The sequence below is a fragment of the uncultured Cyclobacterium sp. genome (genome assembly GCF_963977555.1).
Lineage (GTDB): Bacteria > Bacteroidota > Bacteroidia > Cytophagales > Cyclobacteriaceae > Cyclobacterium.
This window is the reverse complement of sequence record NZ_CAXBPD010000003.1, coordinates 291733-305475: the sequence shown is the minus strand read 5'-3', so window position 1 is coordinate 305475 and position 13743 is coordinate 291733. Positions and strand designations below refer to the sequence as shown.

The following is a 13743-nucleotide window of genomic DNA, read 5'->3' as shown; positions in this document are numbered from 1 at the left end:
AAATAGCGAAACTCTTCAGCCCATGGTGTTATCCCTATGTTATAGTGCAAAGCCAAATCTCAGCCCTGAAAGGTGGAGCCGGCATTGCAAATGCCTCATTTTTTTTAAAATAGATAAAAGGGATTAGTTAAAAACTACTCCCAGAGGAGGTGTGAAGTCATAGTGATGGAATGAGAGCAGTACATGGAAAAGTGACCTGTTTTCCAGCCCTGAAGGGGCGAAATATCTCAGCCAAGGGTGTCAGCCCTTGGTGTGAAAATTATGTCCCCATCACGATTTTGGGGGTATTGTTGCTTTTTTCTGCAACAATGCTGACAAAATCACAACGTCTATTTCTTATCAAAAACAGGCATTAGGGCAAATCATTCTACCTAGTCTTAAATAGCGAATCTCTTCAGCCCATGGTGTTATCCCTATGTTATAGTGCAAAGCCAAATCTCAGCCCTGAAAGGTGGAGCCGGCATTGCAAATGCCTCATTTTTTTTTAAAATAGATAAAAGGGATTAATTAAAAACTACTCCCAGAGGAGTTAAAATTGCCCGGCCTTTTTAGAAATCTGTTATTGAAGTAATATTGACTTAAAAAAGTTACCCTGCTCATTGATTTTTAAGCTATGTAATAACCTATTCGAAACCTAAAACCCCGGCAGGGGTGATATTTTTGTAGCCAGTGGCGTCAGCCACTGGTTTAGTGAAATTATCCGTTAATATGATTTTGGCGGTATTGTTGCTCTTTTCTGCAACAATGCTGACAAAATCACAACGTCTATATTATATTAAAAACGGGCATGAGGTCAAATCAAATTACCCAACCCTGGAAAGGGTCAGCGAAACCACAGGTACTGAACCACTCCCTTACTATTTACTGGTTTTTTCAAGTTGTTTTACCATTACCGCAAAATCCTTGGGATAAGGTGCTTCAGCACTTATTTTTTCTCCGGAAAGGTCTGTAAATGATATGGCATAAGCATGTAGCGCAACCCGCTGCATAATGGGTCGCTCTTCAGTATCTTTTTTCAAGTTAAACTTGCGTTTAAGACTGGACAGGAACAGTGGCTTACCACCATAAAGTTCGTCACCACAAATGGGAGCACCCAGGTAAGCCAGATGGATCCGAATTTGATGAAGTCTTCCTGTTATAGGCTTACAGGCAATAAGTGTATGTGAAAAGTAAGTCCTAACAGTTTTAAAAATGGTTTGCGCAGATTTTCCATTGACCACTATTCGTGCGATCCCATTATTGCTGGCCGTGAGGTTTCTGTCTACCATTAGGCCATTAAAGTCATGGATGCCTTCAGCTACTGCATGGTATACTTTTTCCACCTTTCTGTCCTCAAACTGCATTGCAATATTACGGTAAGCTTCAGGGTTTTTGGCGAAAACCAGGCAGCCAGATGTTTCCTTGTCCAGTCGATGACAAACCTGAATATCCGAGAATTCTTGCTTGGCAAGGGCAAGCATGTTTTGCGCCTCATGCCTGTCTTCTAGTGTAGAAAAGTAAGGAGGCTTATTGACTATTAGGTAATCATCAGTTTCTTTAACTACCAATGATTTAAAATCGATCTTTTTCATACCGTTGTGTTTCGATACAAAGTTCCGAAATTAGCCAATAAAAAAAAGCCTTATTGCAAACACTTGGTTTTATTTTTTTGATTTGCTCCCCTGCACCTCCAATGCTTTCCTTGCATGAGGCAGCTCAAAACTAAAAACAGAGCCCTTGCCAGGAGTAGAACTTACGGATATTTTGGACTGATGTCCCTCTAAAATATGCTTGACAATGGCCAAGCCAAGCCCAGTACCTCCATTTTCTCTGGACCGGCTTTTTTCAACCCTGTAAAAGCGCTCAAAAATTCTTTTTAGATCTTCCGGTTGAATACCAATACCCTGGTCTTTTACCTTTACGGTCAGGTGATTTTTATGCGCATTTAATTGGATCGTAACAGAACCAGCCTCTTTATTGTATTTGATGGCGTTGGAAACGAGATTTTGTAAAACCCTGAATATTTTGTCTTTGTCAGCATAGGACAGATAGCTTGCTTCTTTGTCATATCGGAAGGTCATGCTGATGCCCTTCTTCTGGGCTTTTCCTTCCAGTTGTTCCATGACCTCAAGGATGGATTCTTTAAGGTCAAAATTTATAGGATGAAACCTGATGAACCCACTTTCTATCTGGTTGAGTGTGATCAAGTCTTGCACAAGATCTTCAAGATTATTAAGACTCTTGGCCGCTCTATTCAAGAATTTGTCCCTTACTGCATGGTCTTCAACTGCACCATCCATTAAGGTGTGAATATAACCTTGAGCAGCAAAAATGGGAGTTTTCAACTCATGAGATATGTCTGCAATAAACTCCCTTCGGAAGGTTTCATTTTTTTGGAGAGTTTCAATTTCCCTGTTTTTAGCTGCAGCATAATTATGAATGTTAGCCTGAATATTTTTTAAGGGTGGGAGCGAGGTCTTTATTTTATTGGTGGCATTAAAAGTGGTGTCCTTTTTTTGGATTTTCTCCAGCACACTGTAAATATTACCAATTTCTCTAAAAATAAGGTATTCAAGACTAAGGTGGATCAAAAGATAGGAAATAGAAAAAGCTAAGGTACCCGCAGCCAAAAGTATTATAGAATTAGAGGCCTCTAAGAGGGATAGAAAGGCCACCAATAGCAAAGCTATAGATATGGCGAGCCCAAATGCAATACCTTTGGAGGTGTTAATCATGAATTGAATTTATAGCCCACTCCTTTAACGGTGAAGATATAATCATCACCTATTTTTTCCCTTATTTTACGGATGTGAACGTCCACAGTTCTTGCCAAAACAAACACATCGGTTCCCCAGATGTTTTTCAGCAATTCATCCCGACTAAACACCGTATTGGGATTTTTTGCCAGAAAGTGGATCAATTCAAATTCTTTTTTGGGTAGTACGATCAATTCCCCATCCTTTAGCAAGGTAAAGCTTGTTCTGTCAATCACTAAGTCTTTTATGGTGATTTTAGTTGAGTCCCCTTCTTTTTTAATTTCACGACGAAACAAAGCTGCGATACGACTTACCAGGGCTCGAGGTTTGATAGGCTTGTGTATATAATCATCCGCCCCCACATCAAAGGCCGCTACTTCAGAGTACTCCTCTGACCTAGCAGTCAGGAAAATGATAAAAGTATTTTTAAGATCAGGATTTTCTCTTAGTTGCCTGCAAGTTTCCACCCCATCCTGATTGGGCATCATGATGTCCAAAAGGATAATGTCAGGTTTGAATATAGCAGCTTTTTTTACTGCATTTATTCCGTCGCCTGCTGAGTTAACCTCATAGCCTTCTTTTTCCAGGTTATAGGTTAAAATTTCAATGATATCTTCCTCATCATCTACTACCAATACCCTTTGCTTCTGATTGTTACCCATTGTTTGATTTCCTAAAAAAACAATTATTTTTTTAATTAAGCCACAAAGATAAGGATTATAAAAAAACAAATTAGGGTTTGGATACCCTATAGCTCAAATACTCATTAATGACAGAAAAAAACTACTGACTATGTGAAGGTAGTTTTAATTTTATGTTAATTAATTGTTTCTAAGCCCTTCTGCAGAGACAATCTCCATATTGATAGAACCTACCACCATGCTGGCCTTTATTTTTACAGGAATGCGATTCTCATCATCAGTAATCCATATTTTTATGGGTTTTTTGCCTCTGAAGAGTTTATTGCTAGGCATTTCTGGGCTAAAAATATGGGTGTCAAAATCACCGATATCTGTAGATATATCATCCTTACCCTCGTATGTTAACTTTAAGTTATAATTTTTTTCGTCAAAAAATCCTTTGATATTTATATTATCACCTTTTTTTAACCCTTTGAAATCCATTGTCCTCAATAAATAATAGCCACTGACTATGTCCTGTACTTGGGAAGGGATGTCATAGGAATTTCTTTCCTTGATTTTCTCATTTTCCCTGTCGAATAGTTTTCTACTGGCCACCTGGTCTTGATGATTAAAATCAATTATTTCATGCTTTCTATAATTGCCTTCCTCGATATGTCTATAGGATCGATAAGGGATTATTTGGGCCGTGTCTATATAACTTCCCCAATTGTCTTTTACATAAAATAGCTTGAAAATATTCAGTGTTTTTCCGTAAACATCGACTTTGTAGGTAGGCTTTCCATTGATATAATGGATGTTGTCATCAATCACCATCTTGGCTTCTGCAGCGTTAAAGAGGAAGTAGCTTACATTAAATGTGAGCGTTTCGCCTTTGGTAAACGCTTCATTGTTTTTGACGAGTGATTGACTTGTTGAGGCTGTTTGAAATAGCAGCAACAGCACTATTACAAGGGATTGAAGGTACATGATCATTCCTTTTTTATTTGTTTTACTTCAAAGTTCATACCATTGTGGATTTCAAGCACTGATGTTAGGTTATCCAAATGTACTACAATGTCATGCGCTAACAATGGTTATTCAATAGTTGTTAATGACCTGCCTAATGTTTACTTTCACATTAGGAATGAACATTAGCGAATATCTGAAGAGAGAATATGAGTGTAAATACTGAAAAATTAAAAGCCTTACAGCTTACGCTAGATAAGTTGGAGAAAACTTACGGCAAAGGGACTGTAATGAAATTAAGCGATAATGTGGTACTGGATGTACCTGCTATTTCTACAGGATCCTTAGGTTTGGACATGGCGCTAGGCATTGGGGGAGTACCCAGAGGTAGAGTAATAGAGATATATGGACCGGAATCTTCCGGAAAAACGACGCTGTCTATGCATTGCATTGCAGAGGCGCAAAAAGCGGGTGGTTTGGCAGCTTTTATAGATGCAGAGCATGCATTTGACAAGGCCTATGCTGAAAAATTGGGGATTGACATTGAAAATCTGCTGATCTCACAGCCGGATAGTGGTGAGCAAGCCTTGGAAATTGCTGAGCACCTTATCAGATCAGGGGCAATAGATATTATAGTCATTGATTCGGTGGCTGCTTTGGTGCCTAAAGGTGAGCTTGAGGGCGAAATGGGAGATTCCAAAATGGGACTCCAGGCAAGGTTGATGTCTCAAGCGCTAAGAAAGCTAACTGGGGCCATCAATAAAACGGGTTGTGCTTGTATCTTTATCAATCAACTGAGAGAGAAGATCGGTGTGATGTTTGGAAATCCTGAAACCACTACCGGTGGTAATGCCCTTAAGTTTTATGCCTCTGTTCGACTAGATATTCGGAGGATAGGTCAAATTAAAGACGGTCCGGACAATATCCTAGGGAACAGGACCAAAGTGAAAGTGGTAAAGAACAAGGTTTCGCCTCCATTTAAAGTGGTGGAATTTGACATCATGTATGGTGAGGGTATCTCCAAGGTAGGTGAAATAATTGACCTGGGGGTGGAGTTTGAAATTGTTAAGAAAGCAGGATCATGGTTTTCCTATGAGGGGAATAAATTGGGGCAGGGAAGAGATGCTGTAAAAAATCTTCTTCTAGACAATCCTGAACTTATGGATGAAATAGAACTTAAGATCAAAGAGAAGGCAGGAATACTTAAATTGGACAAGGAAAAAGCCAAGTCTGCTAAGAAACCTAAGGCTGAAAAATAAATTCATTAACAAAAAAATCTGGTAGTTGTACTCACATTCTGATCGCAACTACCGGATCCATTTTTGCTGCCAACGAAGCTGGTATAATGCCAGAAATAATACCAATAGCAGAGGACAATACCAATCCAAGGACAATATTTTTAAAAGTAAGTATAATCTCCAAGTTGCCTAAAGAGACAAAAGTGGCAGCATAAACGATCAGTAGTCCTGCAAATCCTCCAATCAGACTTAAAACGGTGGCTTCAAATAGAAACTGTAGCAAAATAAAATAATTTTTAGCGCCAAGTGACTTTTGGATACCAATAATTCCGGTACGTTCTTTTACCGACACGAACATGATATTGGCGATTCCAAAACCACCTATTAAGATAGAGAATCCGCCTATTACTCCACCAGCTATTGAGATTACAGCGAAGATTGAGCCTACGGTATCTTGAATAAACTCAGATTTGTTTAGAGCAAAATTATTTTCAGTAGTTGGTTTCAGGCCTCTTTTTGCCCTTAAAAGTCCTGCCATTTCATTTTCCAACATTACCAGTCCAGGGTCATCGTCCATTCCTTTGGCAGCAATAATTGGTTCTCGCCCATTTTTCCCAACATAAAATAGCTTGGTGAAAGCACCATATGGAACCAATAAGGCTTCATCTTTTGAGGGAGTGTCGAATAGTCCTTCACCTTCTTCTACGAAAAGGCCCACGACAGTGAATTTCAAGCCTTTGATTTTAAAAGACTTCCCTAAAGGGTTCTCTCCTGGAAACAAGGCATCTCCTATCTTAACACCTATAATAGCAACATTTCTAGCTGCGTTGATTTCCATTTCAGTAAAGAACCTGCCTTGGTCAATAGGGACATCGTAAACATCCTTGTGGTTAAAAACCACCCCGTCCAAGTTGGCCATCTCGAAAGAGTTGCTATTTGCTTTTACAGTTGTTCTAGTGTTCGCTGAAATAGTGACGGCTGCAGCGCTTTTTAATCGCTCTTCTAAGAAAGTGAATTCAGCATAAGTACCAGGTGGCCTTCTGAAGTACCTCCACCAAGGGTAATCCTGTCCTCCAGCTGCAAAAGGAAATCGGTCGACCCGTACCACATTGCTTCCTAAGAAAGTAAGACTGTCTTTGATGTTTTTTTCTAGTGAATCCACCAAGGTAAAAACAGCAATGATAGCAAAGATACCTACAGTAACGCCTAATAGTGATAGGATAGTCCTAGTCAGATTTGACTTCAATGCATCCATTGCAAAGCGAAAGCTTTCCCAAATAAGTCTAAATACGATCAAATTATAATATTATTTAAAACAATTTGACAATATAAATAGAATCTGGCTTAATTCTTATTAACTTTGCATTTTTTACGATAATTACGTTTAATAGGTATTTCCTAAATATATACATATATGAAGTTATCAGATTTCAAGTTTGAAATTCCAAAAAAACTTATTGCCCTACATCCCCCAGAAAACAGGGATGAGTCCAGATTGATGGTCATTCATAAGGATACAGGTAAAATAGAACATAAAGTTTTCAAAGATGTTATCGATTATTTTGATGCAGGAGATGTATTTGTAACCAACAATACAAAGGTATTTCCAGCCAGGCTTTATGGAAATAAAGAGAAAACTGGAGCAAAGATCGAAGTCTTTTTATTAAGGGAACTCAATCAGGATCTTAGGCTATGGGATGTATTAGTAGATCCGGCTAGAAAAATCAGGGTAGGCAACAAGCTTTATTTTGGAGACAGTGACTTGGTAGCAGAAGTCATTGACAATACTACTTCAAGGGGCAGAACGATCCGTTTCCTATTTGATGGAACAGACGAAGAGTTTTACAAAACGATTGATACCCTTGGTGAGACCCCTATATTAAAGGATTTCATTGAGCGAGATGTTGTAGATGCGGACAGAGAAAGATACCAAACGATCTTTGCAAAGCATGTTGGTGCTGTAGCGGCCCCTACTGCAGGTCTTCATTTTACCCCTCATTTGATGAAACGCCTTGAGATTAAAGGTGTTGAGGTTAGTCCCATTACTTTACACATAGGCTTGGGAACTTTCAGACAAGTAGATGTGGAAGACCTTACGAAGCACAAGATGGATTCGGAGAACTATGACATTCCTCAAGAAACGGTTGATCTTGTCAATAGGGCCCTTGACCAAAAGAAAAGGGTGGTTTCTGTAGGTACAACTCCTTTGAAAACCATTGAGTCTTCTGTGACAGCCAATGGTCGATTAAAATCCAGTAGTGGATGGACTGACAAGTTTATTATTCCTCCTTACGAATTCAAAATTGCCAATGCAATGATCACTAATTTTCATTTGCCTGAGTCAACTTTATTGATGACAGCATCGGCATTTGGAGGATATGACCTTATCATGAAGGCCTACCAAGAAGGGATTAAAGAGAACTACAAATTTTTCAGTTATGGTGATGCCATGCTGATTATCTAGCAGTAACTTTTGTTATTATATGAAAAAGCCCTGTCAATTTAATTGACAGGGCTTTTTTGATGCTGACCCTATTTATGGGTCAGTTAATTCCGACTTCTTCTTCAAAATGTTCTATAGCTTCTGGTTTTCCGACCACATAAACGATGTCTCCGAGCTTGATTTTTGTGTTGCCGGTTATTTCTGTTACTGTTTTGCCATCTCGTTTGATTGCTACCAAATTGATACCAGTATTTTCTCTCAAATTACTCTCCTTAATTGACTTGCCGATAAATGGTCCGTGGTCTTTATCAATTTTAATTCCAGAAAAGTTAATTTCCGGGATGTCCAATGTTGGAACAGTTCTGTCATTAGAAGGGGTACGGAATACCTCATAATTATGGTACCTGACATCTTCTGTAAATTCATCAATTTCACCTTTTGGAACGAGGTATTTATACAAAACCCTTGTGAAAATTTCTATAGAGGTTTCAAATTCTTCAGGAATGACCTCGTCTGCTCCTTGGTTGAGCATGGATTCAATCTCATTTACATATCTTGTTCTTACAATTATAAAGACACTTTGTGACGCCATTCTGATATTTTCAATTATGCCACTTGTTGCGGGTTGATTGGAAATGGCAATTACAGCCACCCTGGCCTTGTGAATTTGAACGTGCTCAAGAACAACCCCATTGGCGGCGTCGCCGTAGATAATAGGCTCTCCTTTTGCTGCTTCCACCCTTACCGTCTCAGGGTTCATTTCAATGATTACATAAGGGATTTTAGCTCTTTTTGCTGCTCTTGAGAGATTCCTTCCATTCAATCCATACCCTATAATGACCAAATGATCATTTAACAAATCTTTTTCAAGTTCCAATTCTGGAACCTGTGCTCGTTCCTCAAGTTTGGCTTTAAATTTTTGAGGCATTGGAATGTTCAATACCCTACAAGCAAGGTTTTCTCGCTGCTTAAGTACGAAGGGTGTAACGATCATCGTCAAAATAGAGATGGCAAGGAAATACTGATAAGTAGTATTGTCCAACAGCTCATATTTCAGCCCTTCTTTGGCAAGAAGAAGTGAAAATTCACCTACTTGAAAGATGGAAAAGGCAACAATAAAAGATTCCTTATAACTGGTGCCCAATGACTTTACCGCAATCGAGGTAACTATAAATTTCACAATGAAAGTAAGGGCTACCAAAGCCAGAATGAGTAAGAAATTTTCTGCCAGGAAGCCAATGTCAAAAAGCATTCCTACCGAAACGAAAAAGAAACTCAGAAAGATTTCCCTGAAAGGAAGAATCTTACCTGTAGCGTGGTGACTGTACTCTGATTCGCTGATAATCAGGCCTGCCAGGAATGCTCCCAAGCCTAAAGAAAGTCCAAGTAATGAGGTGACATAAGCAACAGCAAAGCAGGTGACAATAATACTTAGCAAGAAGAGTTCCTCGTTTTTAGTTTTTGCTACCCTGTACAATAATTGAGGAATAAGATACTTGGCGCTGATGATGGTGAGAACAATCACTAATCCTCCCTTTAACGCAAGATAGAAGAGAGAAAGGAGTATATTATCCGACTCTCCAGCAAGCATAGGAGTAAATAGTACAAGGGGTACAATGATTATGTCCTGAAAGATAAGTATTGCCAATGTGGTACGTCCAGAAATGGTGTTGACCTGCCCTGATTCCTGCAATAATTTTAAAACAATTGCGGTACTACTCAAGGCAAAAAGAAAACCAAAAAATACCGCTATATTCCAACTGAAGCCAAAGAAATAACTGATCAATGCAGTGACAGCTATGGTAAGCGTTACCTGCAAACTTCCACCAATAAATACAGCTTTTTTAATCGCCATCAAGCTTTTGAGCGAAAACTCTAAGCCAATTACAAATAGTAATAAAATCACCCCTATTTCAGAGAGGACCTCCACGGCAGTGGAGGCATATACGAGCGAGAGCCCATAGGGACCAGCAATGGCCCCAGTGAGTAAATACCCGATAATGGTCGGTAACTTAAGTCGCATAAAGAGCAGAATCACCAAAGTAGCTAACCCAAAGATTACTACGATGTCGGATAATAAAGGTATTTCTGCTACTGCTAATATAAAAGGATTCATAGTTAGGGCAATTGAAAAGAAATGGGTTAGAAAGATACTATAATAAATAGAATTCTAAGCTAAGTTGGCAAATCGAAAATAGTTTACGTTTGACACGTTCCGCTAGGGGTGCGATTAATAAATTAACGCCAATCGCTTATAAATGAAATGCATCAACCATGCCGGGCCAATTAATAAGAATTGAACATCTTTAAAAAAAGATGGTTTCTTTCCTTCAATTTTATGGCCATAAAATTGAAAAATCCAGGCTATAATAAAAAGGACTGTACAAAAAAGCCAAAGCGGAAACGGTAGATAATAGGTTAATAAATTGGCTAGCGCCAGGCATATGGCTGAAAATAAGAACATCCCCAAGGCCAAGGACGGTGAAAGGGTGTAATAATAAATCAAGATAACCATTAGAACAATTGTTGCCCAGTTGGTAAAGTTGCTTAATAGAAAGTCTAGAGAAGCTAAAGGGCCAGGGGGAATGCTGTAAATCAACCCTACAATGCTAAAAAAAATAGCAGGAACACAAAACCAATGAATGGCCTTATTGGTAGGGTTTTGGTGACTAATACCGTATTCTTCTAAAAGGCCATCTATTTTCCTCATACTAGCGTGTTTATTGAATAAAGTCTCTATAAGTTAAAAATAATTCGGTAAAATTCATAAAATTTTACCGAGTGAAATTTTATCCCTGGACCTATAATTCAGCATTAATTTTCAAAGTGTACCTGGACTTGAAGACGAAAACACATAAATTTTTATAACTTTAAACTGTATTAGGTGCTGGGCTCAATTAAAATAGTAGCAAACAAAGGTAGTCGTAGACGCTTATGGTTGCAGGCTGTGAACCTTGTGCTTAATTATCGTTTTACTTATTTGATGAATATACAGAATATACATGGGTAACCCCTCAAAAAGACCTTCCATTTGGGAGGCATTATTTCCTATCGTTTTCTTGATGGTTCTCCTCGTAATCAATATCAAAGTATTTGGTACGGAGGGTTTGTCTGGCTCAAATCAATTGGTGCTCATTATTTCAGCTGCAGTCGCTGGTCTCATCGCTGCTTTTAGGTTGAATGTAAAATGGGAAGTATTACAGGATGGGATGATCAATAGTATTTCTTCTGCCATGTCATCAATCCTTATATTATTGTTGATAGGTGCACTGGCCGGAACCTGGATGTTGAGTGGGATTGTTCCAGCTATGATTTATTACGGGCTGAAAGTCCTAAATCCTACGGTGTTTTTGGTGGCGGCATGTATCGTATGTGGTGTAGTATCTATCGCCACTGGCAGTAGTTGGACTACTGTGGCTACAGTAGGTGTTGCTTTACTGGGTATAGGTAAAGCTTTAGGGTTTAGTGAAGGATTGATAGGAGGGGCGATAATTTCCGGTGCTTATTTTGGGGATAAAATGTCACCCCTTTCTGACACCACAAACCTCGCTCCAGCGATGGCAGGCACAGATTTATTTACCCATATTAAGCATATGATGAAAACTACTATTCCTTCAATTCTCATCACCCTAGTTATTTTTGCGGTGATAGGGGTAATGGGGAATCCTGAGGGAACGATAGGGCAGGTAGAAGAAATCTCAACGGTGATCTCTGATACATTCGCCATCAATGGTTGGCTGTTTATTGTTCCCGTGGTTGTAATTCTGCTTATCATTAAGAAAGTACCTGCTATTCCTGTTCTGTTATCAGGGGCTATTCTTGGTGCCATTTTCGCCTTGATTTTCCAGCAGGAAGTGATCCATAACCTTGCAGTTATCTTGGATATAGAAGGGGGGGTATCGCTTCAATCTTTTAAGATCATGATGATAGCTCTGTATGGAGAGACATCTATAATTACCTCTAATGAAATAGTAAATGAATTACTAATTACCGGTGGAATGTCGGGCATGCTGTATACCGTGTGGTTGATATTATGCGCTATGGCTTTTGGTGGAATTATGGAGGTAAGCGGTATGTTGAGGGTAATAGCAGAGGCCGTTATCCGCAAAGTGAATTCTGTAGGATCTCTAATTGCAGCTACTGCAGGTACAGGCTTGTTTTTTAATGTCACCACCTCAGATCAATACCTGGCCATTTTGGTGCCAGGCAGGATGTATGCGGATGTATATCGCAAACGCGGGCTGAAAGGTGAAAACCTGAGCAGGACATTAGAAGACAGCGCAACAGTTACCTCTGTATTGATACCATGGAATACCTGTGGTGCAACGCAGGCATCGGTCCTTGGAGTGGCCACACTTACCTATGCTCCTTTTTGTTTTTTCAATATTATTAGTCCAATAATGACGATATTGTTTGGCTACATGAATTGGGGAATCAACTACTACTCCAAAAAGGAAATGAAATTAATAAACGAAGAAGAAATTGTGGCATGATACCATTTAAAATAAGTAAAGAAGAAGTGAATGCATTGGAACTGGGGGCTTTTCCAGGTAATATTATTTTGATTGAAGATGAAACGGGGCTTCGCGAAATGGAGCAAGATTTAAAGGCCAGTCAAATCATTGGGTTTGACACCGAAACCAGACCAGCATTCAGAAAAGGAGTAAGTTATGAGGTAGCACTTCTTCAGTTATCTACAACAGAGAATGCCTACTTGATCAGACTTAACCATACAGGTTTTCCTCCTGGTGCTAAAGCAATTTTGGAAAATCCGAACATTGTCAAAGTAGGGGCTGCGGTGAGGGATGATTTAAAAGCATTGAAAAAAATTGCTCCCAACTTTGAGCCAGATTCCTTTTTTGATTTGAATGAAGAATTAAAGAGGGTAGGTTTCTTGAATGTCGGTGTAAGAAATCTTAGCGCCATGGTGTTGGGAATTAGGATTTCAAAATCGGAGCAGGTCTCAAACTGGGAAGCACCTGTATTGACAGCCAAGCAAATGCTTTATGCGGCTACGGACGCCTGGGCCTGTCTGGAGATTTTTCTTAGATTACAGGAGGAGGGGCTTTTGGATGAGATTTTTTCTACTTGAGGAGATTGGCTGTCGGGATATCCGATAACACGGCTAGGACTTCTTTTACCAAGCTTTCCCTGCATTCCAGTTTTATGAGGCAATCATTGTCAAATTCTTGTGCGATTATCTTTAGGTCGTATCGTTTAATGGTTCTCATTATATCATCCATCGAAAGGTAGCCAAAAGTAAATGCAAGAGGGATCATAACGGTTTTTGAAATGATTTCTGCGGATAATAATGCCTCAGCAGCAGCTGTTTTGTAAGCGCGTATTAGTCCGCCAACGCCTAATTTGGTCCCCCCAAAATACCGTACCACAACAACCAATACTTGCGTCAATTCCTGAGACCTGATTTGACCCAATATAGGGTCACCTGCGCTATGATTCGGTTCACCATCATCATTTGCCCGATAGGTTTCCATGTCCTTTCCGAGTACATAAGCATAGCAATGGTGACGGGCATCATAATATTGCTTTTTGAGTTGTTGTATCAATTCTTGTATTTCTTCTTCGTCCCCTACCGGGTAGGCAAATGATAAAAACTTACTTCCCTTTTCCTTATAAATACCTGTCGATGGTTTTTCAATACTGCGATAAGTATCCTCCATTATTATTGCCTTTGTTTAATAATCTCCATTTTCATTTGCTAATTTAGTCATTAGAAT

Annotated in this window: 12 protein-coding genes; 4 read left to right on the top strand and 8 right to left on the bottom strand. The window is 39.2% G+C overall.

Features of this window, described 5'->3' with window-relative positions; translation table 11 throughout:
- Nucleotides 1–857: 857 nt before the first annotated feature.
- The 4 genes from AAC073_RS05275 to AAC073_RS05260 form a co-directional block, all read right to left on the bottom strand.
- Complete coding sequence (locus AAC073_RS05275) at nt 858–1571, bottom strand: RluA family pseudouridine synthase (protein WP_339922797.1); 714 nt, start codon at nt 1569–1571, stop codon at nt 858–860.
- 69 nt (nt 1572–1640) lie between these two features.
- Nucleotides 1641–2714, bottom strand: coding sequence for an ATP-binding protein (locus AAC073_RS05270; RefSeq protein ID WP_339922796.1), 1074 nt, complete (start codon nt 2712–2714; stop codon nt 1641–1643).
- Nucleotides 2711–3397, bottom strand: a complete 687-nt coding sequence (locus AAC073_RS05265) for a response regulator transcription factor (protein WP_339922795.1) — start codon at nt 3395–3397, stop codon at nt 2711–2713. Before AAC073_RS05265 ends, AAC073_RS05270 begins: the two co-directional genes overlap by 4 nt.
- A gap of 159 nt (nt 3398–3556) precedes the next feature.
- Nucleotides 3557–4351: a DUF3108 domain-containing protein gene (locus AAC073_RS05260; RefSeq protein ID WP_339922794.1), complete on the bottom strand. Its 795-nt coding sequence runs from the start codon at nt 4349–4351 to the stop codon at nt 3557–3559.
- Nucleotides 4352–4533: 182 nt separating this feature from the next.
- Between AAC073_RS05260 and recA the strand changes: the two genes are divergently transcribed.
- Nucleotides 4534–5583 (top strand): recombinase RecA, encoded by a 1050-nt coding sequence (gene recA, locus AAC073_RS05255; protein ID WP_339922793.1) that lies wholly within the window; start codon nt 4534–4536, stop codon nt 5581–5583.
- A 31-nt stretch (nt 5584–5614) separates the two neighbouring features.
- On the opposite strand, the gene AAC073_RS05250 is transcribed toward recA, so the two are convergent.
- The gene (locus AAC073_RS05250) at nt 5615–6859 is read right to left on the bottom strand and encodes an ABC transporter permease (protein ID WP_339922792.1); all 1245 of its coding nucleotides are present in this window, start codon (nt 6857–6859) and stop codon (nt 5615–5617) included.
- Between the two features lie 117 nt (nt 6860–6976).
- Between AAC073_RS05250 and queA the strand changes: the two genes are divergently transcribed.
- Nucleotides 6977–8026, top strand: coding sequence for a tRNA preQ1(34) S-adenosylmethionine ribosyltransferase-isomerase QueA (queA, locus tag AAC073_RS05245; protein ID WP_339922791.1), 1050 nt, complete (start codon nt 6977–6979; stop codon nt 8024–8026).
- A 79-nt stretch (nt 8027–8105) separates the two neighbouring features.
- On the opposite strand, the gene AAC073_RS05240 is transcribed toward queA, so the two are convergent.
- Both AAC073_RS05240 and AAC073_RS05235 read right to left on the bottom strand, forming a co-directional pair.
- The gene (locus AAC073_RS05240; RefSeq protein ID WP_339922790.1) at nt 8106–10121 is read right to left on the bottom strand and encodes a cation:proton antiporter; all 2016 of its coding nucleotides are present in this window, start codon (nt 10119–10121) and stop codon (nt 8106–8108) included.
- Nucleotides 10122–10235: 114 nt separating this feature from the next.
- Nucleotides 10236–10715, bottom strand: a complete 480-nt coding sequence (locus AAC073_RS05235) for an Mpo1-like protein (protein WP_339922789.1) — start codon at nt 10713–10715, stop codon at nt 10236–10238.
- Nucleotides 10716–11007: 292 nt separating this feature from the next.
- Between AAC073_RS05235 and nhaC the strand changes: the two genes are divergently transcribed.
- Nucleotides 11008–12498 (top strand): Na+/H+ antiporter NhaC, encoded by a 1491-nt coding sequence (nhaC, locus tag AAC073_RS05230; protein WP_339922788.1) that lies wholly within the window; start codon nt 11008–11010, stop codon nt 12496–12498.
- A complete protein-coding gene (locus AAC073_RS05225; protein WP_339922787.1) occupies nt 12495–13097 on the top strand; it encodes a 3'-5' exonuclease in 603 nt (200 codons plus the stop codon). The genes nhaC and AAC073_RS05225 overlap by 4 nt, the downstream gene beginning before the upstream one ends.
- Here the strand turns inward: AAC073_RS05225 and AAC073_RS05220 are convergent.
- Nucleotides 13090–13686: a YigZ family protein gene (locus tag AAC073_RS05220; protein WP_339922786.1), complete on the bottom strand. Its 597-nt coding sequence runs from the start codon at nt 13684–13686 to the stop codon at nt 13090–13092. The genes AAC073_RS05225 and AAC073_RS05220 overlap by 8 nt on opposite strands.
- Nucleotides 13687–13743: the final 57 nt, after the last annotated feature.